This is a genomic window from Desemzia sp. FAM 23988 (genome assembly GCF_045528365.1).
Classification (GTDB): Bacteria; Bacillota; Bacilli; order Lactobacillales; family Carnobacteriaceae; genus Desemzia.
Window position 1 is genome coordinate 1 of record NZ_JBGQQS010000011.1, and the last position, 25,193, is coordinate 25,193.

At 38.9% G+C, this 25,193-nt stretch carries 21 protein-coding genes and 1 pseudogene; 11 read left to right on the plus strand and 11 right to left on the minus strand.

All coding sequences use genetic code 11. The features are described from left to right. Positions 1 to 816: 816 nt before the first annotated feature. Positions 817 to 1,788, minus strand: coding sequence for a nuclease-related domain-containing protein (locus ACEN4L_RS07655; RefSeq protein ID WP_079650488.1), 972 nt, complete (start codon positions 1,786 to 1,788; stop codon positions 817 to 819). Between the two features lie 54 nt (positions 1,789 to 1,842). Next, positions 1,843 to 2,721: a MurR/RpiR family transcriptional regulator gene (locus tag ACEN4L_RS07660; RefSeq protein WP_407096608.1), complete on the minus strand. Its 879-nt coding sequence runs from the start codon at positions 2,719 to 2,721 to the stop codon at positions 1,843 to 1,845. Between the two features lie 187 nt (positions 2,722 to 2,908). Here ACEN4L_RS07660 and ACEN4L_RS07665 point away from each other — a divergent pair, with 187 nt between their 5' ends. The 3 genes from ACEN4L_RS07665 (at position 2,909) to ACEN4L_RS07675 (ending at position 6,705) form a co-directional block, all read left to right on the plus strand. Then, on the plus strand, positions 2,909 to 4,345 hold the full coding sequence (locus ACEN4L_RS07665) for a 6-phospho-beta-glucosidase (RefSeq protein WP_407096607.1): 1,437 nt from the start codon (positions 2,909 to 2,911) through the stop codon (positions 4,343 to 4,345). A gap of 61 nt (positions 4,346 to 4,406) precedes the next feature. Continuing rightward, a complete protein-coding gene (locus tag ACEN4L_RS07670) occupies positions 4,407 to 5,246 on the plus strand; it encodes a Cof-type HAD-IIB family hydrolase (RefSeq protein WP_407096606.1) in 840 nt (279 codons plus the stop codon). A 157-nt stretch (positions 5,247 to 5,403) separates the two neighbouring features. Then, entirely contained in the window at positions 5,404 to 6,705 is a 1,302-nt protein-coding gene (locus tag ACEN4L_RS07675; protein WP_407096605.1) for a M20 family metallo-hydrolase, read from the plus strand. A gap of 58 nt (positions 6,706 to 6,763) precedes the next feature. Here ACEN4L_RS07675 and ACEN4L_RS07680 read toward each other — a convergent pair whose 3' ends face one another. Both ACEN4L_RS07680 and ACEN4L_RS07685 read right to left on the minus strand, forming a co-directional pair. Continuing rightward, on the minus strand, positions 6,764 to 7,585 hold the full coding sequence (locus tag ACEN4L_RS07680) for a hypothetical protein (protein WP_407096604.1): 822 nt from the start codon (positions 7,583 to 7,585) through the stop codon (positions 6,764 to 6,766). Beyond that, positions 7,575 to 7,919, minus strand: coding sequence for a PadR family transcriptional regulator (locus ACEN4L_RS07685; RefSeq protein WP_407096603.1), 345 nt, complete (start codon positions 7,917 to 7,919; stop codon positions 7,575 to 7,577). Before ACEN4L_RS07685 ends, ACEN4L_RS07680 begins: the two co-directional genes overlap by 11 nt. Before the next feature lie 302 nt (positions 7,920 to 8,221). Between ACEN4L_RS07685 and ACEN4L_RS07690 the strand changes: the two genes are divergently transcribed. The 4 genes from ACEN4L_RS07690 to fghA all read left to right on the plus strand — a co-directional run bounded on the left by ACEN4L_RS07690 (position 8,222) and on the right by fghA (position 13,079). Beyond that, entirely contained in the window at positions 8,222 to 8,719 is a 498-nt protein-coding gene (locus ACEN4L_RS07690; RefSeq protein WP_407123602.1) for a PH domain-containing protein, read from the plus strand. Then, a complete protein-coding gene (locus tag ACEN4L_RS07695; RefSeq protein WP_407096601.1) occupies positions 8,712 to 10,154 on the plus strand; it encodes a PH domain-containing protein in 1,443 nt (480 codons plus the stop codon). The genes ACEN4L_RS07690 and ACEN4L_RS07695 overlap by 8 nt, the downstream gene beginning before the upstream one ends. Before the next feature lie 937 nt (positions 10,155 to 11,091). Next, positions 11,092 to 12,201, plus strand: a complete 1,110-nt coding sequence (locus ACEN4L_RS07700) for an S-(hydroxymethyl)glutathione dehydrogenase/class III alcohol dehydrogenase (RefSeq protein WP_407096600.1) — start codon at positions 11,092 to 11,094, stop codon at positions 12,199 to 12,201. 38 nt (positions 12,202 to 12,239) lie between these two features. Then, the gene (gene fghA / locus ACEN4L_RS07705; protein ID WP_407096599.1) at positions 12,240 to 13,079 is read left to right on the plus strand and encodes an S-formylglutathione hydrolase; all 840 of its coding nucleotides are present in this window, start codon (positions 12,240 to 12,242) and stop codon (positions 13,077 to 13,079) included. Positions 13,080 to 13,184: 105 nt separating this feature from the next. On the opposite strand, the gene deoC is transcribed toward fghA, so the two are convergent. Next, complete coding sequence (gene deoC, locus ACEN4L_RS07710) at positions 13,185 to 13,868, minus strand: deoxyribose-phosphate aldolase (RefSeq protein WP_407096598.1); 684 nt, start codon at positions 13,866 to 13,868, stop codon at positions 13,185 to 13,187. 349 nt (positions 13,869 to 14,217) lie between these two features. Here deoC and ACEN4L_RS07715 point away from each other — a divergent pair. Continuing rightward, positions 14,218 to 16,377, plus strand: a pseudogene (locus tag ACEN4L_RS07715) (HelD family protein). Between the two features lie 213 nt (positions 16,378 to 16,590). On the opposite strand, the gene ACEN4L_RS07720 reads toward ACEN4L_RS07715, so the two are convergent. The 4 genes from ACEN4L_RS07720 to ACEN4L_RS07735 all read right to left on the minus strand — a co-directional run bounded on the left by ACEN4L_RS07720 (position 16,591) and on the right by ACEN4L_RS07735 (position 20,891). Next, positions 16,591 to 17,478, minus strand: coding sequence for a nuclease-related domain-containing protein (locus ACEN4L_RS07720; protein WP_407096597.1), 888 nt, complete (start codon positions 17,476 to 17,478; stop codon positions 16,591 to 16,593). A gap of 322 nt (positions 17,479 to 17,800) precedes the next feature. Continuing rightward, a complete protein-coding gene (locus tag ACEN4L_RS07725; RefSeq protein ID WP_407096596.1) occupies positions 17,801 to 18,247 on the minus strand; it encodes a HEAT repeat domain-containing protein in 447 nt (148 codons plus the stop codon). A gap of 179 nt (positions 18,248 to 18,426) precedes the next feature. Next, a complete protein-coding gene (locus tag ACEN4L_RS07730; RefSeq protein ID WP_407096595.1) occupies positions 18,427 to 19,452 on the minus strand; it encodes a N(5)-(carboxyethyl)ornithine synthase in 1,026 nt (341 codons plus the stop codon). 311 nt (positions 19,453 to 19,763) lie between these two features. Then, positions 19,764 to 20,891, minus strand: a complete 1,128-nt coding sequence (locus tag ACEN4L_RS07735) for an ArgE/DapE family deacylase (RefSeq protein ID WP_407096594.1) — start codon at positions 20,889 to 20,891, stop codon at positions 19,764 to 19,766. Positions 20,892 to 21,176: 285 nt separating this feature from the next. On the opposite strand from ACEN4L_RS07735, the gene ACEN4L_RS07740 reads away from it, so the two are divergent. Beyond that, a complete protein-coding gene (locus ACEN4L_RS07740; protein WP_407096593.1) occupies positions 21,177 to 22,100 on the plus strand; it encodes a 2-keto-3-deoxygluconate permease in 924 nt (307 codons plus the stop codon). A 245-nt stretch (positions 22,101 to 22,345) separates the two neighbouring features. Here the strand turns inward: ACEN4L_RS07740 and ACEN4L_RS07745 are convergent, their stop codons facing one another. Further along, the gene (locus ACEN4L_RS07745) at positions 22,346 to 22,777 is read right to left on the minus strand and encodes a VOC family protein (RefSeq protein ID WP_079650724.1); all 432 of its coding nucleotides are present in this window, start codon (positions 22,775 to 22,777) and stop codon (positions 22,346 to 22,348) included. Between the two features lie 211 nt (positions 22,778 to 22,988). On the opposite strand from ACEN4L_RS07745, the gene ACEN4L_RS07750 reads away from it, so the two are divergent. Together ACEN4L_RS07750 and ACEN4L_RS07755 are read left to right on the plus strand one after the other, a co-directional pair. Beyond that, positions 22,989 to 23,729 (plus strand): metalloregulator ArsR/SmtB family transcription factor, encoded by a 741-nt coding sequence (locus ACEN4L_RS07750; RefSeq protein WP_407096592.1) that lies wholly within the window; start codon positions 22,989 to 22,991, stop codon positions 23,727 to 23,729. 71 nt (positions 23,730 to 23,800) lie between these two features. Further along, entirely contained in the window at positions 23,801 to 24,169 is a 369-nt protein-coding gene (locus ACEN4L_RS07755) for an iron chaperone (protein WP_407096591.1), read from the plus strand. A 79-nt stretch (positions 24,170 to 24,248) separates the two neighbouring features. Here ACEN4L_RS07755 and ACEN4L_RS07760 read toward each other — a convergent pair whose 3' ends face one another. Then, the gene (locus tag ACEN4L_RS07760) at positions 24,249 to 25,016 is read right to left on the minus strand and encodes an SDR family oxidoreductase (RefSeq protein ID WP_407096590.1); all 768 of its coding nucleotides are present in this window, start codon (positions 25,014 to 25,016) and stop codon (positions 24,249 to 24,251) included. Positions 25,017 to 25,193 lie beyond the last annotated feature (177 nt).

Genomic DNA, 25,193 nt, shown 5'->3' on the forward strand with positions numbered 1-25,193 from the left:
AATGTCCTTGATGAAGAAAGTGGTTTGAACATCAAGGGTAAAATGACCTTGATGAAGAAAGTGGTTTGAACATCAAGGGTAAAATGTCCTTGATGAAGAAAGTGGTTTGAACATCAAGGGTAAAATGTCCTTGATGAAGAAAGTGGTTTGAACATCAAGGGTAAAATGACCTTGATGAAGAAAGTGGTTTGAACATCAAGGGTAAAATGTCCTTGATGAAGAAAGTGGTTTGAACATCAAGGGTAAAATGACCTTGATGAAGAAAGTGGTTTGAACATCAAGGGTAAAATGACCTTGATGAAGAAAGTGGTTTGAACATCAAGGGTAAAATGTCCTTGATGAAAAAATGGTTTTGAACATCAAGGGTAAAGTGTCCTTGATGAAGAAATGGTTTTGAACATCAAGGGTAAAATGACCTTGATGAAGAAAGTGGTTTGAACATCAAGGGTAAAACGTTCTTGATGAAGAAATGGTTTTGAACATCAAGGGTAAAACGTTCTTGATGAAGAAATGGTTTTGAACATCAAGGGTACAACATCCATGATGAAGAATCGGTTTTGAACATCAAGGGTACAACGTTCTTGATGAAGAATCGGTTTTGAACATCAAGGGTAAAGCGTCCTTGATGAAGAATCGGTTTTGAACATCAAGGGTAAAGCGTCCTTGATGAAAAAATGGTTTTGAACATCAAGACTAAACCCGCCTTGATGAAAAATGTAGTTCAAACATCAAGAGGAACTATTTTGTGATGAACTTGCGCACAAAAAGGATACAAGCTCAATTCTTGTACCCTTTTCATGGTTATACTATACTCCTTTATTCTATTCTCAGAATCTTACTGTCTTTTGTTGCTTCAAACACAAACTCATATAGCATCTTTGGATTTTTGTAAAAGGTGACTCTGCTTTTTCCAGTAACAGGAACGAAAAAGCGCTGCAGTTTTCGATAAATAAATTGTTTTGGAATTTTTTTGTCTAAAAACTCAAAAAGATTGTTTACTGAAAGTTCCTTGTTGTTTTGCAACACTCCATACTCGCAAATAGAACGGAGTACCGCCTGTTCTTTCTTTTCTTTATGGCCACAACTGCAACTTATGAAATATTCTCCAATCTCCAAATGAAAGCTACCACATTTGAAGCAATAAATTCCTTTTTTTAATTTTTTAAACTCTTCATCTGAGCATATATAGTTGTGGTCATATGGGTTGGGAATAATAAATTGTTTGATTTGTTCAACCGTTTTGTGAATTGGTATGCTGTTGCCTGGAACAGGCTGCTTTAGGCTGTCAATCCAATCGTAGATTTGATAGCGCAACAAATAATTTACAGGCATTTGATCCATGATATTTGGTACAGCGCGTTCGTTTATAAAGACAATGGTACCTTGAGTATCCTTCATCGCAGGAATCACTTTGCCAAGGGATTGGCATTTGACAATGTTGTCTAATAGTTGTTGATTGATATTTTTTGATAGCGGCTTATTTTGATAGGTCCACATGAAATTTGTATAAGTATAGTGATTGGTATAATTCTTGATGTCTGTTAAAAAAACGCCATTTTCAGTAACCAGTAAAGAATCAAGTTGAGTACGGCCAAGGTAATCAATCCAAATATTTTTAAAATGGTACCATGACGGGCTGCTATTTTCTTCAACGATTTGGTCATAATCTATTTCACCGTTGTGTCCTTTATCATCTCTGTCTAACTGCCGCTTTTGATCAGTGGTTAATTTGCTGCGCTTGGAAAGAGTCAGCAGCAAGGCGTGTTCCATGGTTAGATTACGTTTCATCTTAAAACCTCCCTTTACATATAGATACGCAAAAGGGAGGAGCTTTCTTTTTGTCTAATGATTTTCTTTAATGATGTCCAAAGTTGTTGTGCGAGTGTCTGACGCGCGCCCCATTTGAATTAAGCGGTTAAGGTTGGCTTCATAATCAGCGGTGAAGACGATTGAATAGAGTAGATTCAATAAGTAAATGACAGAAGTGTTCGAAGTAAAGTTACCGATTTTAGAGTACAGCTTTTCTCGAGTGGTTATTTTCAGGGAACAATCGCTTTGAGTTGAAATCGGGTTATCGCCGATACTGGTTAGACCGATGATCGGTACTTCTTGTTTTTTCAAAATATCCAGACAATTTACGTAGGCCTCGTTTTCTCCTGTGTAAGAGATAATAATGGCGCATGTTTTTGCATCGCTATTAAAAGCTTCATAAGTGCTGTAATCATAAGTAGAGGAAATCGTGACTTTCTTATTGATGCGACGCATTTTTGTGACAAAATCTTGAGCAATGAGGGCGTTGGTTTGACTCGCGAAAATCTTGATCTCCTCGGCTTCCAGCAGCAGTTTTTGTGCTAGTTGCAGGCTTTCTGGATCGACTAACGACAACGTATCTTGCAGAGTATTTTGTTGCAACGCACTGACTTTATTCGCAATGGAAATCAAATGATCTTTTTGATCAAATGGTAAGTTGGCATCAACAGTCGTAAAATGGCTGTTCAAATACTGCCATTCCTCTAAGTAGGCTTCTTTCAAATCTGTCCAGCCATTAAATCCCAGTTTCTTCGCTACACGAATCAAACTGGTAGGATTGGTGTGAGTAATAGCGGCCAGCTTTTTAGTGGTCAAATCCGGCAATTGTTCTGGATGGTCAAGAATGTAATCAGCCAATACTTGTTCTGCATCTGAAAATTCTTGTTCTTTTATTTGTTCAATGAGCAGCATCTTCATTCCCCTTTTCGGCAAACCTTTGTACACAACTATTATAGAATTTTGTGTACAACATTTACAAGATATACGGCCAAATTTAAGAAACCTGTGTTGAGTTGTACTAATTTGTTAGGAAGGATTGAGTAAATGAAACCGTTTCGATAAAATGAAGTCAAAGACAATAGTATTAGGAGGAAAAAGAATGAGTTTTAGAAAAGATTTTCTGTGGGGCGGCGCAACTGCGGCTAACCAAAGTGAAGGTGGATACAACGAAGATGGACGTGGAGTAGCGAATGTGGATGTCGTTCCAATTGGGGAAGATCGCTATCCGATCATTACCGGTCAAATGAAACATTTAGATTTTGATGACCATCATTTTTACCCAGCCAAAGAAGCGATTGATATGTACCACAACTATAAAGAGGACATCGCTTTATTTGCAGAAATGGGCTTTAAATCTTACCGCTTCAGTATTGCATGGACGCGTATTTTTCCAAATGGGGACGAGTCGGAGCCAAATGAAGCAGGCTTGAAATTTTACGATAACTTGATTGATGAGTGCCTTAAATACGGCATTGAACCTATCGTGACGATTACGCATTTCGATATGCCGATTCATTTGATCAAAGAATACGGCGGTTGGCGCAATCGTAAAGTAGTCGACTTTTATGGAAACTTGGTTACCGCGTTGTTCAACCATTACAAAGGAAAAGTGAAATACTGGATTACGTTTAATGAAATCAATATGATTTTGCACGCGCCGTTTATGGGGGCTGGGCTGGTATTTGAAGAAGGCGAGAATGCGGAGCAAGTGAAGTATACTGCTGCTCACCATGAGTTAGTGGCAAGTGCGTTAGCGACTAAAATCGCTCATGAAGTAGATCCTGAAAATATGGTTGGTTGTATGGTGGCAGCGGGGCAATATTACCCGAATACGCCGAACCCAGCCGATGTTCGTCAAGCGCAACTGGACAATCAAGAGAATTATTTCTTTATTGATGTGCAATCTCGCGGGGAATACCCGAATTATGCATTGGCTCGTTTGAAACACGAAGGCATTGAGATTCCATTTGAAGAAGGCGATAAAGAATTGCTGAAAGAGCACACTGTGGATTACATTACGTTCTCTTATTATTCTTCACGCGTTTCAGCAGCTCAAAAAGACCAAGAAAAAACAGGTGGGAATATCTTCGATTCAATCAAGAATCCTTACCTAGAAGAAAGTGAATGGGGCTGGCAAATTGACCCGCTTGGATTCCGTATTACCATGAACGAGTTGTACGACCGCTACCAAAAACCGTTGTTCGTAGTCGAAAATGGGTTGGGTGCAGTGGATACTCCAGACGAAAATGGCTATGTAGCAGATGACTACCGCATCGATTACTTGCAACAACACATTGAAGCGATGAAAGATGCTGTGGAAAAAGATGGTGTGGACGTTTTAGGCTATACTCCTTGGGGCTGTATCGATATTGTGTCAGCGTCTACCGGCGAAATGAAAAAACGCTACGGCTTTATCTATGTCGATCGTGACAATGAAGGAAATGGATCAATGAAACGCTCGAAGAAAAAATCGTTTGATTGGTACAAACAAGTCATCGCTTCTAACGGAGAAGACTTGAGTTCCACAAAAGAATAATGAAGTGATTAAGACCATGCTGGACACTTCAGCATGGTCTTTTAAGAAAAGGATGAATGCAATGAAGACAACATATATTTTTCTAGATGTGGACGGAACGCTGGTCAATTACTCGAATAAATTGCCGAATTCAGCGGTTAAAGCCATCAAAGCAGCACAAGCGAATGGGCACAAAGTGTACACCGTGACAGGACGCAGTAAAGCAGAAATGTATGACAACATACTGAATATCGGGTTTGACGGTTACATCGGCGGCAATGGAAACTATGTAGAAAGCGACGGCGAGGTTCTGTTGCACCAATTGATGACTGAAGAACAAGAACGAAGTATCGTAGATTGGCTGCATGAGCGCAAGCTGGAGTTTTATTTGGAATCGAACAATGGTTTATTTGCGAGTGAGCAATTTGAAACAAGAGGTGAGCAGACGGTTAAAGATTACATGGCTTACAAGGAAAAGCCGGGTGTAGAATCGGTAACTGTGCGCAAAGTATTCCCAGAAATGATTTTTGACGGCGAGTTGTACCGCGATGATGTGAACAAAATCAGTTTTATTCTGGAAGAGTACCAAGATTATTTAGACGCTATGGAAACATTTCCTGAGTTGAAAGTAGGAACTTGGGGCGGTGTTGGCGAGAAAGCACTGTTTGGTGACATTGCTTTAGACAATATCAATAAGCAAACTGCGATTGAGACATTGTTGAATCATTATGGAGCGGACAAAAACGATACCATTGCATTTGGTGATGCCAAAGTAGATATTCCAATGTTGGAATATTGTAAAATCGGTATAGCGATGGGCAATGGAGGAGAAGAAATCAAAGCCATGGCAGACTATGTGACGGATACGGTTGACGAAGATGGATTACAAAAAGCGTTTCAGCATTTTGGATTAATTGATTAAGCCGAAGGGCCAAATAGAAGATTTAAGACGCTTCTTACAGTAGAGGCGTCTTTTTAGTCTGAGATTTTAATTCAAAGTACCTGAGCCTCCTGAATCGGGAAAATCGATTTTCAACTAGGGTCTTTTTTGCTAGTATAGAGAGATAGGGGGAATAAGGATGAAAAAAGACACATTGCATTTGCGAGGACGCTTACTAGAAAAGTATGATAATAAATTAGATAAGAACGGGATATCAGGAAAACGATTGGCTGAGAGGCTGGATGCCTTATCTCGAATTGGCCGAACAGAAAGCAACGGCTCGGACCGGCCTGGCTTTTCTCATGAAGAAAAAGCAGCCAAAGAATTGATCATGCAATGGATGAAAGAGGCTGGATTGACTGCCCGAATGGATGGAGCAGGAAATGTATTTGGGCGTTTAGCAGGAAAGAATGGAGATGCACCTGCAATTTTGAGTGGTTCGCACGTGGACTCGGTACCCAATGGTGGACACTTTGATGGGCCGTTGGGTGTGTTGGCAGCTTTAGAAGTGGCTGAATCTTGGAAAGAAACAGGATACCAACCAGAAAAGCCTTTTGAAGTAGTTATCTTTACAGATGAAGAAGGTTCTCGTTTCCAAGAAGGCTTGAGTGGAAGTGAAGCGATGATGGGCAAAGCGGATCTGGAAGCTAAGAAAAAGCGCCAAGATGCAAATGGCCTGTTTTTTGAAGAGGTGCTTCAAGATGTTGGATTGAGCTTGGACAGTTATGTATCTGCTAAACGGAATCTTAATGAAATAGACAGTTTTGTAGAAGTGCACATCGAACAAGGCAAGCGTCTGGAAAAGGAAGGCCTGTCTTGCGGAATCGTTACCGGAATTGCCGGCCCTCACTGGTTGAAGTTCACATTTGAAGGGCAAGCGGGCCATGCCGGGAATACGCCGATGGAGGATGATCGGCAAGATGCATTGGTAGCTGCGAGCGAATTTATTTTCACGTTGAATACTATTCCTCGTCAAGTCAATGAGTCTGCTGTAGCCACTGTAGGTAAATTATTTGTGGAACCAAACGGCGTCAATGTGATTCCTGGAAAAGTGACTTTATATGTAGATGTGAGAGACATTCAAGAGGAGACACGCAAAGAAGTTGTTGCTCGGATATTGCGACTTAGTGAAGAGCTTTCCCAAAAACATTCGGTCCAAGTGCAATACGAAGATTTATTAATTACTCCGCCAGTACCTATTTCAGAAGAACGGCAAGATCAAATGAAAAAAGCACTTGAAGCAAATAATATTCGTCCTTACACGTTACCGAGCGGAGCTGGACATGACAGTCAAGTGGTGGGAAGCGAGCTCCCAGTTGCCATGCTATTTGTGCAGAGCAAAGATGGGATCAGTCACAACCCAGCAGAATGGAGCAGCTTGGATGACTGTGTACAAGCTGTTCATGTGTTGAAGAGCTATGTTGAAAGCTTGCAAAGTTAATTAAATCTTATGAGCCGTCTTTCTAAAAGTTCAACTTTAGAAAGACGGCTCATAATGATTAATGGCTATTATGTTTTGATAAACGATGAGTTAAATAGACTGAAACAAGCACGCTGATAATCATAATGATACTTGTAGTTACTTTACCAGCACCAGATACTAAATAGTGCTGCGTAAGTTCGAGTCGATATAATACTCCTAGCAAGGCACTTATAAATATTATAGGGATAAACGTGGCGAAAAGAGTTTCATGGCTTGCTTTATAAATGACAATTGCAGCAATGAATAGAATCAATAGTATCCCTAATGTACCATCTAACGAAAAAGTTAATGGAGTCTCAAAATGAAGGACAGAATTCAATACAAACGGAGCTGATGAAAGCAAAATAAAGACTAAAAAAACTGTGATTTCAATGACTTTAGGTATAGTACGATAAATTGTTTGTCCAACTCCCCAAATAAGTATAGTAGCAAGGAAAAAATAATAAATACCAGAAAGTAGAAAAACTCCAGCATCAAAAGCGGTCTCAGGAAAAATCAAACTAGGTAAAATACTGAAAGCTGCATAAGCTAAGAATGCATAGATAAATGTAGAGAGAACATTCTTAAAATTAAAAGGAATCTGTTCAATAATTTGATTGGCCGTTTCTTTAGGGCTGTTGCCAAAGTAATCTGCAGCACTTATTCCATTATCTTGCGCCTCTAATATATCTTGCAGGACTTCGATCAGTAATTCTTCTGTTTTTAGTTCATCTCTGAAAAAAGTTTTCGTTCTAATATAAACTAGTAAATCACTATAGTAAGTTTCATTTTCTTTAATCAGTTGTTGCTGTAATACTGCATTTTTTTGCGTCAAAGCTTCAGTTTCTTTAACCGCCATATTGGTCAGCTCCTTTAATTAGATGTTCAACGGTACTCTTTAATGAATTCCATTGTAAAATAAACTGTTCTTTTTCTTCGAGGCCTGTTGCTGTTAAGTGATAGTATTTTCGATCAGGTCCATCTTTAGAAGGTTGTTTCACTCCTTTAATGAACTCCTTTTTTTCTAAAGACAACAGCAAAGGGTAGATAGTTCCCATGGGAACATCAAAACCAAATTCTTTTAATCGATCATTTAAACGGTAACCATATAAGGATTCATTTTCTAGTAATATTAAAATACAACCAGATAAAATTCCTTTTAGCATCTGTGTGGATAAATTAGATTGAGCCAAAACACCCCTCCTGACTCGCTATGTTGTATTACATAATAGTGTAACTTTAAGTGGTCTATATTGCAATACATAATAGTATGATTTCTTAAACTTCTGTTTAAGAAATACAATTTAAATTGCAGAAACTATATAATTTTTAGGCGGACGCGCTGCGGAAAGAACCCTGATTTTAGGAGTGCTTATGATTTTATCGGCTCTTTACTTTATATTTTGGATCGTTTGTTTAGTTAAAATTCTTAATATTCATCCGTAATTCCAGCGCATAGAAGTGTATAATAAAAGAAAAAAGAACATAGAGGAGAATGAGATTGGATTATCCATTATTACCAAAACAAATGCCGGACCGAATCAAATCGGTGTGGAAGAAAAGCAGTATGGTGACAACAGAAATTTTTGTACTCATTGGAATTGGGGTGACAGCTTTACTCAATTGGTTTGATGTTTTAAATGGGATATGGTTATGGATTATAGGCAGTTATTTTGCGGTGGTTCTTGTTGTGTTTGTCATTGACATACTGTTGATTCCTTATCGCTATCAATACCACCGATACGAAATTACTTCTGAAGATTTGTCTTTTCAAGAAGGGTACATATTCAGAACCATCACTCATGTTCCAATCAATCGTATTCAACATATCGAAACAGAACAAGGACCTTTCCTGCGCAAAGAAAACTTGATGGAAATCGTCATCCATACAGCGGCATCTAGTCACAACATCTCCGGTTTAGATGTGGAGGAGGCTGTTAGCCTGCGACAACAAATTATCCAAATGGTAAAGGTGGCGAAAGAGGATGTCTGAACGAAAAAGATTTCATCCTCTCGCCCTTGCGATTTATGGGTTTAATGGATTGAAAAGACTTTTATTTGTTATTTTTTTACTGATCGTTAACGGAGAATTGACGACTACTTTTGGAATACTAGTTTTACTAGCGGTCTTTTTATTTGTAACAGCTCAATCATTGTGGAAATATTTTTCTCAGTCCTATCAAATTTCCTCTGAGAAAATTATTCTTTATCAAGGAGTATTTCGTAAGCGAGAAACAGATATTCCCTATGAACGCATTCAAACGATCAAACAACGCCAATGGTTTTTCTTTAAACCATTTAATACGATTCAATTATTGATCGAAACGGCTGGAGGAGACAGCACTAAAGCTGAAGCGTCTATGCCAGCGGTAAATTTTGAACTGTTGGAGCTGATAGAAAGTTACCGTCAAGGTGAACAGCCAGAAAGCGATCATCAGGTACTAGAGGATAGTGTGGAAAAGCCTGCCGCAGTTGCATCGGATTATCGAGTAACGAATAGTCAAATTATTTTATTTGCTGTGACTGATTTGAGCATTATCGCATCCTTTATCGCTCTGATTTTTTTCGTGACAGAGTTTATTCCGGAAAACTGGATCACGACAGCCACTTCACTTGCAGAAAATGTCTGGAGAACAGGTTGGTTAGTAACAATAGCAATTCTTGTTGTGACGTTAATTATTGTAATGCTGCTATCTTTAGTTAAAACATTTATCCAATATTACAACTTTCAAGTTAAGCGCACGAACCATACACTGACTATCGAAAGTGGGCTATTTGAGCGGAAAATCCAAAAGATTCCCTTGGAAAAAATCCAAGGTTTGAAAGTTCGGCAACAGCCTCTGCGAAAAATTTTAGGGATTTCTTCTGTCGAACTGCTTTTAGCAGGGGGCCAAGAAAGCGAAGGGGAAAATGGAGAAGTAAAAAAACTTTATATTTTACCGATCATTTCTGATACTGAACTGTACACGGTGCTAAATCAGTTGATGCCCGAATGGAACTTTAAGCGTCCTGAAATTGGTTATGTGTCGCGCCAAAAACTTTGGTACTTCTGGCGATGGAAGCTGCTGCTGATTCCGGTTGCTGTGGGCGTGGCATTTTTGAATCGTTGGATAGCGTTAGCGGTGGTAATTATTTTGCTTTTGTCACTGCTTCTTTCATGGTTCAACTGCCGAACTCAAGGCTACCACATTCAATCGGCTAATCGAGTCTGCATACAGGACGCAGAGTGGTTTACTAAAGTGCATACTTTTGTAGAACGCCAAAAAGTCCAATCTTTTTCAGAAGAAACCTCTAGATGGTTGTTTCCTAAGCAGATTGGACACATCAGTATGACCTTGAAAGCCGGTCTCGCCACCGAAGTGCTTAATCTGCGTTTTATGGATTTTTCTCATGTACAAAAACTGAAAAACTTTTACCAAACTAAATGATAGTTGATGAACAAAAGAGCGCTGTTTCCTCCAGGTTCAAATAAGGAGGAAACAGCGCTCTTTTGATTCTACAACATTTGACGTTGGTAAGTAAAAACTACTGTCTTTTTAAATAGAATCTTTTAGAAACTCATTCTTAGAAATTCCTGGAGGGATATGGGACTGCTTAGGTTATTCTTCATCAAGGCGAATTTACTCTTGATGTTCAAACCGCATTCTTCATCAAGGCGAGCTTACCCTTGATGTTCAAACCGCATTCTTCATCAAGGCGAATTTACTCTTGATGTTTAAACCTCATTCTTCATCAAGCCCAGCTTACCCTTGATGTTCAAACCGCATTCTTCATCAAGGCGAATTTACTCTTGATGTTCAAACCGCATTCTTCATCAAGGCGAATTTACTCTTGATGTTTAAACCTCATTCTTCATCAAGCCCAGCTTACCCTTGATGTTCAAACCCATTTCTTCATCAAAGCGAGTTTACCCTTGATGTTCAAACCGCATTCTTCATCAAGGTGAGTTTACTCTTGATGTTCAAATCATATCTTCACTTCACTATACTTTGCCGTAAAAAAATGCCCACCAAAAAACTAGTTTTTTACTCTAACTTTTTTGGGTCGCTACCAAGGCGGTCCCATGGATTTCCATAAGGAACCTCATAGGCCGGAGGAAATTTCTTTACCAATGCTAGAAGATGAAGAGCTACTCTTTCCAATAAGAAACACCGTCTATTCTTCCGTGGAACGTAAGTTAATCATTTTTATTGGGTTGAAGTCTGATAGAAAATGTCTATCGTGCAAATGAGACAAGTTGTAGCAAAAGAATAACCATGTTATCATTTGGCTAAGATGCATTTTTAGGGGAAATAATAGTGAAACAATAAGGGTTATCCCCCCTCAATTTTGGATTAATTGGATAGTGAAAAGGAGATCAATAACATGAAATCACGCGCAGCAGTAGCATTTGGACCAGGTCAACCTCTTGAAATAGTAGAAATTGATGTAGCAGGACCTAAAAAAGGGGAAGTATTAGTTAAAATTACAGATACAGCGGTTTGTCATACAGATGCGTATACATTGTCTGGTGTGGATCCTGAAGGTGTTTTTCCGGCAGTACTAGGACACGAAGGCGGCGGGGTTGTCGTAGAAGTCGGCGAAGGAGTTACTTCCGTTCAAGCAGGGGATCATGTGATTCCTTTGTACACACCTGAATGTGGCAAATGTGAGTACTGTACTTCAGGCAAAACGAATTTGTGCCAAGCGGTTCGTGAAACACAAGGTAAAGGATTAATGCCGGATGGAACGACGCGTTTTTCTTACAAAGGAGAACCTATTTACCATTACATGGGAACAAGCACGTTTAGTGAATATACCGTAGTTTCTGAAATTTCATTGGCTAAAGTGAATCAAGAAGCACCTCTAGAAAAAGTGTGTTTATTGGGTTGTGGCGTAACCACAGGAATTGGTGCTGTAAGCAATGCAGCGAAAGTAACAGAAGGCGATACTATCGCTGTTTTTGGTTTAGGGGCTATCGGTTTGGCGGTTATTCAAGGTGCTGTTCAAGCAAAAGCGGGACGAGTTATTGCGATTGATACCAATCCGGATAAATTTGCACTGGCGAAAGAAATGGGAGCGACAGATTTCTTGAACCCTAAAGAATATGACCGTCCGATCCAAGAAGTTATTGTTGAGTTAACAAATGGCGGTGTGGAGTATAGTTTTGAATGTATCGGAAACGTCGATGTCATGCGTTCAGCTTTAGAATGCTGCCACAAAGGCTGGGGAGAAAGTGTTGTGATCGGAGTAGCCGGAGCTGGAGAAGAAATCAGCACTCGCCCATTCCAATTGGTAACGGGACGCGTTTGGCGCGGATCTGCTTTTGGCGGAGTTAAAGGACGTACAGAATTGCCGGGCATGGTTGAAAAAGCGATGAGCGGTGAGATTCAATTGGATCCATTCATCACACACACGCTGCCTTTCGAAAAAATCAATGAAGCGTTTGACTTATTGCATGAAGGAAAATCGATTCGTACAGTTCTTTCTTACTAATCAGTTGTTTCAACCTATTTCAAATGAGGAGGGTAAGGATGTCAACATTAGAATTGCTTGAAGAACACGTTGTTTTTGACGGAACACAATACAAATACCGTCATGATTCACACACTTTAGGTTGCCCAATGACTTTCAGCTTATTTTTACCAAATAAAGAAACGTTCGCGCAACCACCTTTATTGTGGTGGTTATCTGGCTTAACGTCTACCGATGATAATTTCACGCACAAAGCTGGCGCACAAAAAGCTGCTGCTCGTTTAGGGATAGCGATGATTATGCCGGACACTAGTCCTCGAGGAGAAGAGATAGCCGATTCAGAGGATTGGGATTTAGGTCAAGGAGCAGGGTTCTATCTCAATGCTACCGAACAACCTTGGGCAGCTCAGTATAAGATGTACGATTACATCACTAAAGAGTTATCCGCTATCGCTCATGACCAATTTCAACTGACTGGACCAGAATTTATTTCCGGACATTCTATGGGAGGACATGGAGCATTGGTGATTGGACTGCGTAATGCAGAACGATTTACTTCCATTTCTGCTTTTGCGCCCATTGTGAACCCGATGGAAGTTCCTTGGGGAATAAAAGCTTTCAGCGCGTATCTTGGCAGTAATCAAGAAAAATGGCGTGAATGGGATGCAACCGAATTGCTTAAGCAATACACGGGCAAAAATATTCCGGTCTTGATTGATCAAGGAGATGCAGATCCTTTTTACGATAAACAATTGCAGCCTTCTAAAATAGCGGCGATTGCAGAAGAAAAAAATTACCCATTGACGGTTCGTATGCTGCCAGGACACGACCATAGTTATTACACGATCGCGAGTTTTATTGAAGAACATTTGGAGTTTCATTTATCTCAAATCGGCTGATTATTGATAAGCTGAGTTTTTCTTTAAAATAATGGGTTGAAAATAGACAGCAATACCCACACAACGGTATTGCTGTCTTTTTCTTTGTATCAATAAAACGAACTTTTAAGAATTTTTCTCCACTTTTCTGTATTCTTCGATCACTTTGATTCCCGCACTCATACCTAAACGCTCGGCACCAGCTTCAATCATTTTTAAAGCCGTGTCCAAATCACGAATTCCACCAGCAGCTTTTACTTTGACTTGGTCCCCAACGATTTGTTTCATCAACGCCACATCTTCTACAGTCGCTCCGCTTGGTCCAAAACCAGTGGAAGTTTTGACGAAGTCCGGTTTCACTTCTTTGGCGATTTCACACACAGCGATTTTTTCTACATCTGTCAAATAGCAGTTTTCTAAAATAACTTTGCTGAGAATTTCTTCTTTTCGACAAACGGCTACGATTGCTTCCATTTCTCGGCGAATGTATTCCACATCACCATCTTTTAATTTGCTGACATTAATGACATAGTCGATTTCGTCTGCGCCGTTTTGAATAGCATCTTCTACTTCAACTACTTTTGCTTTTATCGTAGTTTGGCCTAATGGAAACCCGATCGCTGCTCCCACATGAACGGGACTGTCTTGTAAAAATTCGCGGCACATTTGGACGGGGAAAGAATTGATGGCGACCATTTTAAAGCCATACTCATCGGCTTCTTTACAGAGCTGCTTGAACTCTTCCTCAGTTGCATCTGCACGCAATAGAGTATGGTCTATTAAATGGGCTAAATCAGTTACAGATATCATATTGTCGGCCTCTTTTCAAATGGTAGGATAGTTCTAGTTTACACTTTAGCGTACGGATTAAAAAGAGAAATTCATTTTGGAGAATGGTTTATCGATCAAGTGAGAAGGAAGACAAGGGTCACTTGAGTAATAAAGAGAGGTTATTATTCAAGTGAGGCCTCCAAAACTGTTCACTTGATTAATAAATCCACTTTATTCATCAAGTGGACCATTATTCACAGCTCAATTGATGAATAAGCTAATGAACCGATTCTGTTGCCAGCCTAATTTGGTAGAAATCTATTGATTCCTTGGCAGAAAGGCAGTACAATTATGGTTCGCTTTGATACGGATAAGGGGGCAATGTACATTGGTTGATACAGAATTGAGAAAAGAAAAAGAGTACCTTGAGTTGGTGTACGGAAAACTGCTGGCAGCGGAAGAAATGCTGCAGGATGCTATCAAACGGAACAGGGAAGAAGGCATTGCTGAATTGAAACACATGTCGAGTGAAGGCAGTTTGAACTTTGACAGCGTGTTGGACAATTTGGATACTTTTTTAGGCATCGAAATGAAAAGCCGAGAAATCGACCAAATGAATATCAAAATGCAAGCAAACCAAGCGTTGTTGGAAAAAGTAGAGCGTCTCCTAAAAGCTCCTTATTTTGGGAAAGTTATGGTGGATTTTTTGGACGAGGAGCCAGAAGAACCGTTTTACATCGGTACCAATGGTTTTGCGGATGAAGATGGAGAAAATCTGGTGTACGATTGGCGTTCGCCGATTGCGGAATTGTTTTACAACAATACTCTCGGGAAATCTTCTTATGTTGCGCACGAGCTGCCAATAGACGTGGAAATCAACAGTCGCCGGCAATTGATTATTGAAAAAGACCAGTTGTTGAACTATTTTGACACGACAGTAGCCATCCAAGACGATGTGCTCTTGGAAGCTTTGGAGCAAGACACTACCCAGCAAATGAAAGACATTACAGCAACCATTCAAAACGAGCAAAACGTCATCATTAGAGACACAAAACATCCTATTTTGTTGGTAAATGGAGTGGCAGGTAGTGGGAAAACATCTACTGTTATGCAACGCATTGCTTATTTGCTGTACTCTTTACGCAAAGAAATTACGTCGGATAATGTATTGATATTGTCCCCCAACAATCAATTTATTAACTACATCTCAAATGTTTTGCCTTCTTTAGGAGAAAAGAATCCGTTGAATATGACATTGCTGCAATTTTTGGGACAGCGTTCTAATTGGGCTATGGAAACAGAAGAAGAGTACTTTTCACGCATTAGCCAAACTGATATAGACCATCAAACAGCCCTTTTAAGAAGTCTGGAATATGTGGACTTTTTAAAAGGTACTGATGAAGTGATAGCCAATACAGATGGTTTATTTAAAGACTTGATGTATAGAGGGAAAGTCCTCATTTCAAAAGAAAAAATGAAGAAAATTTATGAGACGACTCCAGCTGAGAATCCTGTAATCGACAGAATCCAAGCTACCAAACAGCGTCTTTCTAGTTATTGGGAAAGACGTCTTCTTACTCAGGCTAAAAGTCATGGCATACAAGACCAAATTTTGGAAATGTCAGAAAAAATGCAATTGAAGCATTTTGGAAAACTGATTGCAGATGATAAAGAAGATGAAATTATTCAGTATGGAGAACAGTTACTGCGCAAGAAATACCGCGGGATCACGAAAAAAATCAACCAAAATGAATGGATAGATTTGACTCACCTTTTTGATACATTGTATTTTCATCATCAAAAGGAAGTGTATGTTCATTCTAAAGAATCTTTAACAGTAGATGAAGCCGTCATTTACTTGCTGCTGATGAATACTTTCGTGGAAAGAATCTCGTTTCCGTTAATGCGCTTTGTGCTGATTGATGAAGTGCAAGATTACACTCCAGCGCAAATGAGTTTGCTGTCGGATTTATTTATGAAAAGCGACTTTACAATGGTCGGAGATGAAAACCAAGCCATTTTCAATTCTTCGATTACATTTGCAGAGATTGCAGGTATTTTTGAGAACAAACAAAAGAGTATCCAGCGTTATGACTTAGTGAACAGCTACCGCTCTAGTGGTGCCATTACGAAAGTCTTTAGTCAGTTTGTAGGGGAAAATCAAAAAATTGAGATAGTTCCTGTTTGACCTCAAGGGAATGAACCAAAATGGTTTGAAGTGTCTGATAGGAATGACTTAAAAGCTGTATTTGAACAAGTAGTGGCTGAACTAGACGGCAAATCGTTAACGGTCATCACCAAGAGTGAACAAGCTGCAGAAGAGTTGTCGGATTACCTGATGGAGACTCTCCCGTTCATGTATTCGATTAACGTTATCCCCATCAGTTTATCTAAAGGGCTAGAATTTGATAATGTGCTTGTGCATGATGTGTCCGAAGCTAATTATGCGGATGAGCGCGATCAGCGTATTCTCTATACAGCAGTATCCAGAGGGATGCAAAATTTGTTTATGACTTATACAGGAAAGGTAAGCAAGTTCCTGAAATAATCTAAAAGACGCGCACGAAATCAACGGTGATCTTTGATTTCGTGCGCGTTTATTTGTTGTTTTACGCGTTGCGATGGCTTTATTAGTCAAGTGGGGGCTCCAAAAACGATCGCTTGAAGAATAAAGTAGTTTTATTTATCGAGTGGATTAAAAATTACAGCTCACTTGACTAATAAACTGACTTTACTTATCAAGTGAACTTTTTTTCACACCTCACTTGACCAATAAAGGAGAATGGAGTTCGTAAAAAGTGCTTTTGTAGTGGCCGTGTGTTTGATAATGACTCGCTAATACCCGCTGAACGCGCTGTTCGTCGTATTCTTCCCCACACCAGAGATAGATGAGACATTTAGTAACGTTCATTTCTGGATAAAGTAGATGGCATTCTTCTGCCGAACGTTTGATAGCTTCTGAGGCCGTTTCTTTATACCCGCAAGCTGCACAAATGCGATTCTGACGTGTACTTATGTGCTCAAATGAAAAGCATTTGGGACAAAGGATTCCTTTCTTTAACACAGAAAAGTCATACTGTGGCAAATCAAGGGAACGATAGTTTTCAATATGCAATGCGCATAATTGATTTGCAAGTTGCTCAAAGTGGCGAGGTAATTGGTTTGCAAATAGGAACGGCTTATCTCTCGGAAGTTTGTACAAATAAAAGTCAGGATTGATAAAGACGATGTGCGGGTTTACGTCCATTTGGAAGCCTAATTTGTGAACTAAATTATGGAGAAGCGGCTGACTTCGGTAAATTTGAGTTAGAGGATTCGATATAATGAAATCAGATCGTCCGTGAAGAACACCATTTTTGTAATCATAACTGCCAGAATAGTTTTTTATTTCATAAAGAGAAAGCTGATTCCCCTTTAAAATCAGGCAATCGATTTGAAACAGTTGTCCGTTATCCTTAATTAACAAATCGTTGATGACGAGACTTTCATCTGGCAAGGTTTCAGGTAAAACATCAAAATCCACTTCACCTTCGAACCCCTTTTTATGGTTGAAATACTCTTTTTTCTCAGAAGATTTGAGGTCAGTTCGATAATTTAAAGATTCTAAAACTCTAAGTGTCAACGGTTTAGAACGTTTCTTAATAATCATAAAAAAACTCCTCTCACAAAATAGTTATTACTGTATACTATTCGCGAAAAAAGGGTTAAATTGTTAAATGGATTAGATTTTATTCTTCAAGTGAAGTCTTTTTAAACGTTCACTTGAAGAATATTGTAGCTTTACTCATCAAGTGGTGCATAAGAAAAGACTTACTTGAGTAATAAATCCACTTTACTCATCAAGTGACATATAAAATAAAACTCACTTGAAGAATAAACTGAAAATAGCAGCTTAGGCATACAAGCGAAGTAAAAAAGGCATTTCCACCGACTCTAAATATCCGGTGGAAATGCCTTTTTTATAGTAAAGTTTAACCTAGATTCGCATAAGAATCAGCAATCCACAAATCAAAGTCTTCTTGTTTTTCGTATTGCATCACATCATACATTTCAGGAGAGACAACTTGGAATTGCTTTTTAAAAACAGCTAAATCAAATTCTTCCATCTGTGTATCTCTTTTCACACGGCTGAAAATTTTCGTATAAGCTTTTCCGTCGTAACCCAGTTTTTTTCTTGGCGTTTTTAAGGGTACACCTTTTTCAGTCACACCCATAAATCGTGCGGCATAAAAAGCAGCTTCTTTAACGGCAAACACTCGGTCGCTTGTTGCTAGTTTGGTTAAGATGTATCTTGATTTTTGACAATCATATTTAGCCAATTCTTTTACGGCTTCCATTCTAGTTTCCCAACTATCTTTTGTGTTGGCTTTTATTTTTAATTCTTCTATATTGGCTGGTTCTTCTTTAATAATTTTCATAGTAACGCTGCCTCTTTCTGTTTCTGGACTTAACGTTCATATTATAGCGTTCGATTTACGATTACAAGGTGATTTGGATTAAAAAAGTGTTTGCTCATTTAAAACTTGACGTTTAAACGGCGAAAAAAGAGCTGCCATGAATTCGGTAGCAGTCCGAATTCATATCAGCTCTTTAATACTTAAATGGTTGCTGCAGGATTTTCTCTGTCTATAATTTCGATGATTGTATCTGTGGTAGATCTATTTTGAAACTCGTTAATGTGTTCGTCCAAAATATGTCCTCGCTCAATAATCAGCGCATCTTCTAAAATGGTGTTAGAACGACTCTCAACTAAGTCATCAATATATTTAGCGGTTTCATTTGAAATCGCGTTTGAAGAAGAACGGTAAAAAATCGTTGGTGTATGATCGACAGCATAGTGAAGCACATGGTCGATTTCGTAAGTAGGACTGCTTAAAGTAGTAGGTATAGTGGTCTCGATGGCACCATGTTCATCACAGCTAACATCGATAATCATCGTACCTGGTTTGAGGTATTGTAAATCAGTTTGATACACAAGATGATCTTCACGGGCAGTATCCCAAAGAACAGCATTCACAATGACATCAAATTCAGTCATTTCTTTTCGGAACAAGCTTTCTTGACGGCGATTATAAACGCGGACGTCAGCACCTAAACCAATCAAAATACGTTGAGCACCACGAGCCGTATTTCCGCGTCCGATAAGTGCTACTTTGGTATCATACGGCATAAGTCCGCTTAATTGATAGGCATGCATGACAGCTGCTTCGCCAGCCAGTTCATTATTGCGCCAGTAAGAATGTCTGTTGTCCTCATACATATCTTCCCAAGCATACGCAGAGATTTTATTTGCGATGAGTAGATCGGTCACCTCTTTATTTTGTACCGCATGTACCCAACCAAAAATGGTTTGACCTGGCTGTAAATCTTCTAAAAAGTCAGCGTCTCCAATTTTTGGATCGCAAACGATATCTTGAGCCAACGCCGTTTCTCTCGAGACAATCTGACAACCTAAAGCGGTATATTCAGTATCTGATATATTCAAAGCGCTTCCATAACCTTTTTCAAAAAAAAGTGCTTCTCGATGTTGCAGTTGTACAATATCTTTAGGCAGCAAGGCAATCCGTTTCTCCCCAGTTTTATGACTGTTGACGAATCCGATAGTACTCAGTTTTTGTAACATATTCCTGACCCCCTATTTTAGTCATTATGTACTTCAAAAAAGCCTAACATAATATCTTATTATCTCATGAACAAGGACAGGTTACAAATGAGGGAGGAATAATGATGCGGTCACTTTTTGAGGTCGCTTAGTTGGGATAACATTCGTCCTTGGAGCATAGATAAGAAAAGCAACCATAAGATGATAATTCACATGGTTGCTAAAAATAGTTAGTTACCTTTGTTTAGTAAAAAAGTCGATGATACTTACCAATAACATATATATGAAGTTAGGTGGTTGTAAATATGCGCAACTGTTGCCATCGAACTAGCCTATTTTAAATATTCTTTGATGATCGCTTTGTATTCTTCAATCTTAGATAAATAATCTTCAATCGACACATACTCATCTAACTGGTGCGGCAGGGTGGTTACTCCAGGGCCATAAATCACCACATCAAATTGATTATCCGTTTGAGTAAAGGCAGCAGCATCTGTTACAGGAGAGATACCACCAGTTTTAGCATTTGTATGGGCTAAAACAGCTTTCGCTAAATCAGAATTTTTATCCGATTCCACTGAATTCAAGTCATAGTCAATTTTCAACTCAAGGTCTACATTATTTTCTTGGTTCAGTTCATCCACGATTTCCTTCAACAATTCTTTCACTTTTGTATTATCGAATTCAGGAATGGTACGGATATTCCCTTGTACTGTTGTCGTAGCGGGAATACTGTTTACTTGATCTCCGCCATTAATAATGGTCACACTTGCTGCTACAGTCCCTAGTACATCATTACTATAATCATTAGTAACTTTATTAAATTCTTTATTGAAACGTTGGATAAATTTACTCATATTTGTAATGGAATTGATTCCTTCATCTGGCATAGAACTATGAGAAGATTTACCGTGAGACACAATGGAATAGTTTAAAGAACCTTTATGGGTATAGGCTGCAACATCTACAGGTTCGCCAATTAATAAACCATCAAGATCGTCAGCATAGCCTTCTTCAGCTAATAAAGTAGAACCTAAAGCTCCGACTTCTTCGCCTACAGTAGCCATGAAACGAATCGTCCCATTAAAATCAGTCTCTTCATTTTTCAGTTCAATCATTGCGATGGCTAAAGCAGCTAATCCAGATTTCATATCCGTCGAACCGCGACCATATAATTTGTCGCCATCAATCTGTCCCGAGAAGGGTGGGAATTTCCATTCGCTTTCCTCTCCAGGCGCTACTACATCTTCGTGCCCGCTGATTCCTAAAACCTTCCCTTCGCCATTAGAGTATTCGGCAACTAAGTTATGACGGGTTTCGTTATAAGCGACATGCTTAGATTTAATGCTGTTAGCAGTGAATAATTTTTCTAGATAATCGGCTACATCTTTCTCATTATCATTGACAGATTTGATTTTCACAATATCTTGTAGAATTTTAATACGTGCTTCTTTATTCATCATACATGTCCCCTTTCATCTGTCTTCATCATACAACTTCGCAATTAAATAAGACATTAAAAGGCGTCGATAGGGTCCATTGACTTTACCTAACCTAAAACACCTTTTAATCTGTCATCTAGATTTCAATGTTTCAGGGGATAGAGAATTAGTATATTTATATGACGGATTGCGAAATATAAACAGTAAACCTCTTTAACAAAGCAGTAATATTGGGACAATTGAAAGCAATTCTATATAATAAGACTAAAACAAACAAGAAAGGTGAGTATAATGATGAAGCTCATGAAAAAAGTACCAGCAGGGACATTTCTTATTTCCATGCTGGTCAGCGCGTTTATCTATACTTTTTGGCCGAACTTATTCAATATAGGCGGTATTACGCAAGATTTCCTTGGGGGAAGCAGTATCAACTTTATTATTGGGATGATCACTTTTTGTTCGGGAGTTGGGATAGATATTAAGAGTGTTTCAAAACTTCTAAAACATCATGGAGTTGTCTTATTAGTAAAAATAATCCTAACGATTGCAGCGGGTTTACTTTATATGAACTTCTTTGGACAAGAAGGAATATTTGGAATTAGTGCTTTAGCTTTTGTTGTGGCTTTGAGCAGTATAAATCCAGCCCTCTATCTTTCACTGGTTAGTGACTATGGTGATGAGGTGGACAGAGGTGCTTTTGGGGTAGTTAGTTTATTTGCTATCCCTGCACTGCCTTTACTTGTTTACGCCGTTTCTGGAGGAGGAACAGTAAGTTGGATGCCGATCATCTCCACACTGATTCCGTTACTACTGGGAATTATTTTAGGGAATCTTGATCATGATTCTAGAGTCTTTTTTGGTAGTGGGACAAGTATTTTAATACCGTTTCTTGGATGGAAAACCGGTCAAGGGATGAATTTGATTGATGCGTTTCAAGCTGGTTTATCTGGAATCTTACTGGTGGTTGTATTTTACATTTTGATGAGTCTGTTAGTAATAGCGGATAAAACACTTGCAAAAAGTGATGGGGTTTCTGCTATGTCTATGAATGCTGTAGCAGGTGTGTCTGCTGCATTCCCAGTGGTTATAGCTGCCGCAAATCCAGGCTTAGATGCCTATGTATCAGACGCATCTGCACAAGTCTTGACCGCCTCAATTGTGATGGTCATTGTGACACCGGTAATCACTAAAAAAATCTATCAAAAAGTACATCTTAAGAAAAATTAATCATTTTTTAGAGCTGTATAGAGATAAATAATAGGTTGAAACAATTAAAAAGTTATAGAATAAATACTGTTAAATGCGTTTCAAGAGTTTGATCACATGCCTACAAATAGAACTTCCCTGTTGAGGAGCTTTTCCTCAGCAGAGAAGTTCTATTTGTATTCAGTGGTCACAAAGATTTATGTCTTGTGCTCTATGCATAAAATTTTATCAGTTAGTTGTGACTCAAATATTGAAGAGCTTACAGTCTATTCAAAATCTTCGCTTAAGATCTCTATACGTTTTTCAAAACTAACTTCTTCATGGATTTCGTGCAACATCCAGACATAACCGAATGGATCTAAAAAAATTCCGTTAGATATGCCCATGTTTTCCATTTTAGTGACACCTTGAATTTCTGTACAACCTTGTTCAATCGCTTTATGGTAGGTTTCATTAATATCGTTGACCATAACATTGAACCAAAACGATTGTGGCGCGCCTTCTTTAGGGGCCACCAATTGGTATTCAGGATTTTCATCCAGCATGTGGAAACGAGTGCCAAAAATAGTGAAAACTGCCTCGTTAGAACCTGTCTTAAAATCCGTTACTTCTACACGCTCAACCGCAAAAATCTTTTCATATAATTCAATCGCCTTGAGACTATCTTTCACCACAAAATCAAATTCAACAGCTTCCATTGTATTCATCCTCGCTTTTTATTTTTAGTATAACAGAAGCCCCCTAAGAGTTGCTAATCATACTTCGAGAAGAGAGTTGTTCTAAAAATCCACAGACTAAAAAAGCCGGTAGTTCGAATTTGACAGAGTATCCAGTGTGACGTATGATAGTTATTGAAAAGGACACCTTTTAGTGTCGTATAATGATAGACGTAGTGAGGAGAGGATGATGTTGAGCGAAAAAGCTGCAGAGAGAAGTGTCTTTGAAGCTGTTTCTGATGCTAACAGACGGAAGTTGCTTCGCATCTTGGCAGATGCTGATGAGTTGCCGCTTTACGACTTAACGGCTCAATTTGATATAGGACGCACAGCTATTTCTAAACATTTGAATATTCTAAAAGAAGCTGATCTGGTTACTAGCAGAAAAGTAGGTAGAGAAACTAGGTATCGGTTAAATGCTTCACCCTTAAAAGAAATTAAAGATTGGGTATCTTTCTACGAAGATTTTTGGAAAGAAAGAATCAGTAAATTAAATCAATTATTGGAGGAACAAAAAATGACAGCAGATGTAACGTTAGATTTTCAATTAACTAGTCCAATCGAAGTAGTCTGGAGCGCCTTAACCAATTCGGATATGCTTGCCCAATGGATCTGGGACAATAATTTTAAACCTGTTGAAGGACAAGAGTTTCAATTTCGTTCAGAACCGAATGAGTATTGGGATGGCATTGTAAATGGAGAAGTTATTGAAGTAAACGAGCCTCATAAATTATCTTATACTTGGGCAAGTGCTGGCGAAACAACCACTGTTACATGGACATTGACAGCGAATGAGGAAGGAACAGCTCTTCACTTTGAACAAACGGGCTTCAGTGAAGAAACAAAAGCTGCTAAAGGGGCTATCGAAGGGGCTAAATACAGCTGGATGGAATTCGGCAAGAAATTAACAGTGCTATTGGAATCAACAAAATAACTTGACTCAAAAACAGAAGATTTTTTCTTAAACCGGAAAGACTTCTGTTTTTCTCATTTGGAGGGAAAATGATGGAAAAGTTTGAAGAATTTTTAACGGGAATCGATCATCCAGATCACCGGGAACGCACACAAGAAATACTGCAGCGGGTATCCGAGCAGTATCCACAATTAGCGACTGTCATCAAGTGGAATCAACCGATGTTTACGGATCATGGTACGTTTATTATCGGCTTTAGTGTGTCCAAGCAACATTTGGCAGTGTCTCCTGAAAATGCAGGAATCACCCACTGCGAGGAAGCCATCAAGCAAGCCGGCTATGACTATACAAAAGGAATAGTGCGTATCCCATGGAACAAGCCAATGGATTACTCATTACTGGAGAAGATGATTGAGTTCAATATGATGGATAAGGCGAACTATACTAAATTTTGGCGATAGTACAAAAAAATAGCCCTCTAGCTACCAAAATAAATGGTTATATAGAGGGCTGATTTATTAAGTTAATAGTAAATTCAAATTAAAACGCAGCTGTCCAGCCGCCATCTGCTGTAATAATCGTACCATTTACAAATTTAGATTCTTCAGTACCCAAGAAAAGTGCTACGGCTCCAATATCTTCCGGTTTTCCGACGCTAGGAATGACACCTTGAACAACTTTAGTTCTTGCGGCACCAAATTCACTTACATTCGTCATACTGTGACCAATATTGGTCGCTACAGCTCCTGGAGCAATACCATTCACGCGGATGTTGCTTTGTGCATACATGTAAGCTGAATTTTTGGTTAACGCTACAACAGCATGTTTTGAAGCCCCATAAACTACGCCAGCATGAGCACCGTTCAACCCGCCTGTAGAAATGACGTTGATGATATTTCCTTGTTTATCATTTTCCAACCAGTAATTGATTGATTTACGCATAGAGCGCATGACACCTTTAGTATTTACATCGAAGATACGATCCCATTTTTCATCCGTAATTTCGCCTACTGGTTCAAATCCATCCATAATTCCAGCGTTGTTGACTAAGATATCCAACGTTCCGTATTCTGTGATAGCTGTATCAATCATATTTTCAATATCAGTTGCTTCAGACATGTCTGCTCGAACAGCAATTGCATCGCCACCGTTAGAAACAATGTCTTTAGTGACAGATTCTAATCCTTCAAAGTTAAAGTCGGTCAAGACAACTTTTGCACCTTCTCCAGCATACAATTCTGCAATCGATTTTCCCATTCCAGATGCAGCTCCGGTAACTAGTGCGACTTTCCCTTCAAGTTTTCCCATTATATATCCTCCTCAGCTATGTAAATCGTTTTCTTTTCGCGAAGTAGTATACCGCTATTTAGATTTTATTACTATGATTTTTTTGTGACTTTATCCTATTTTACTGCTATTAAAGCTAAGTGAGTATGCTCAAATGGAAAATAATAATTTTTTTGTTGACGTGAAGGGTGAAAAAAA

Bases quoted from the DNA above. Each gene is read 5' to 3' on its own strand.
- ACEN4L_RS07655 (WP_079650488.1), bottom strand. From the start codon at position 1,788: ATGAAACGTAATCTAACCATGGAACACGCCTTGCTGCTGACTCTTTCC.
- ACEN4L_RS07660 (WP_407096608.1), bottom strand. From the start codon at position 2,721: ATGCTGCTCATTGAACAAATAAAAGAACAAGAATTTTCAGATGCAGAA.
- ACEN4L_RS07665 (WP_407096607.1), top strand. From the start codon at position 2,909: ATGAGTTTTAGAAAAGATTTTCTGTGGGGCGGCGCAACTGCGGCTAAC.
- ACEN4L_RS07670 (WP_407096606.1), top strand. From the start codon at position 4,407: ATGAAGACAACATATATTTTTCTAGATGTGGACGGAACGCTGGTCAAT.
- ACEN4L_RS07675 (WP_407096605.1), top strand. From the start codon at position 5,404: ATGAAAAAAGACACATTGCATTTGCGAGGACGCTTACTAGAAAAGTAT.
- ACEN4L_RS07680 (WP_407096604.1), bottom strand. From the start codon at position 7,585: ATGGCGGTTAAAGAAACTGAAGCTTTGACGCAAAAAAATGCAGTATTA.
- ACEN4L_RS07690 (WP_407123602.1), top strand. From the start codon at position 8,222: ATGAGATTGGATTATCCATTATTACCAAAACAAATGCCGGACCGAATC.
- ACEN4L_RS07695 (WP_407096601.1), top strand. From the start codon at position 8,712: ATGTCTGAACGAAAAAGATTTCATCCTCTCGCCCTTGCGATTTATGGG.
- ACEN4L_RS07700 (WP_407096600.1), top strand. From the start codon at position 11,092: ATGAAATCACGCGCAGCAGTAGCATTTGGACCAGGTCAACCTCTTGAA.
- fghA (WP_407096599.1), top strand. From the start codon at position 12,240: ATGTCAACATTAGAATTGCTTGAAGAACACGTTGTTTTTGACGGAACA.
- deoC (WP_407096598.1), bottom strand. From the start codon at position 13,868: ATGATATCTGTAACTGATTTAGCCCATTTAATAGACCATACTCTATTG.
- ACEN4L_RS07720 (WP_407096597.1), bottom strand. From the start codon at position 17,478: ATGATTATTAAGAAACGTTCTAAACCGTTGACACTTAGAGTTTTAGAA.
- ACEN4L_RS07725 (WP_407096596.1), bottom strand. From the start codon at position 18,247: ATGAAAATTATTAAAGAAGAACCAGCCAATATAGAAGAATTAAAAATA.
- ACEN4L_RS07730 (WP_407096595.1), bottom strand. From the start codon at position 19,452: ATGTTACAAAAACTGAGTACTATCGGATTCGTCAACAGTCATAAAACT.
- ACEN4L_RS07735 (WP_407096594.1), bottom strand. From the start codon at position 20,891: ATGAATAAAGAAGCACGTATTAAAATTCTACAAGATATTGTGAAAATC.
- ACEN4L_RS07740 (WP_407096593.1), top strand. From the start codon at position 21,177: ATGAAAAAAGTACCAGCAGGGACATTTCTTATTTCCATGCTGGTCAGC.
- ACEN4L_RS07745 (WP_079650724.1), bottom strand. From the start codon at position 22,777: ATGGAAGCTGTTGAATTTGATTTTGTGGTGAAAGATAGTCTCAAGGCG.
- ACEN4L_RS07755 (WP_407096591.1), top strand. From the start codon at position 23,801: ATGGAAAAGTTTGAAGAATTTTTAACGGGAATCGATCATCCAGATCAC.
- ACEN4L_RS07760 (WP_407096590.1), bottom strand. From the start codon at position 25,016: ATGGGAAAACTTGAAGGGAAAGTCGCACTAGTTACCGGAGCTGCATCT.